Annotated in this window: 1 protein-coding gene; it reads left to right on the top strand. The window is 67.1% G+C overall.

Annotation, left to right across the window (positions count from 1 at the left end):
• Window positions 1–11: 11 nt before the first annotated feature.
• On the top strand, window positions 12–307 hold a 296-nt coding region (locus tag EN808_RS35715; RefSeq protein WP_245525211.1), incomplete at its 3' end, for an MBL fold metallo-hydrolase.

Raw genomic sequence — 307 nt, 5'->3', positions numbered from 1 at the left:
GCGCGACCGGCATGCGCATCCTCTATGTCGTCGACACGCATATCCACGCCGATCACATCTCGGCCGGTCGGGCACTCGCCGAGGCGACCGGAGCCGAATACGTGATGTTCGAGGGCGCCGAAGCGGGCTTTCCGTTCCGGCGCGCGAAGGACGGCGAGGTGTTGGAACTCGGCAATGTCACGGCGACGGTGATGCACACGCCGGGCCATACGCCTGAGCATCTCAGCCTCCTCGTCACCGACCGGACGCGATCGCCCGAGCCCTGGTTCGTGCTCACCGGGCACACGCTGATGGTCGGCGACCTAGG

It is taken from the genome of Mesorhizobium sp. M8A.F.Ca.ET.165.01.1.1, assembly GCF_004792065.1.
In the GTDB taxonomy this organism is placed as follows: domain Bacteria; phylum Pseudomonadota; class Alphaproteobacteria; order Rhizobiales; family Rhizobiaceae; genus Mesorhizobium.
This window is presented reverse-complemented; position numbering and strand designations above follow the sequence as displayed.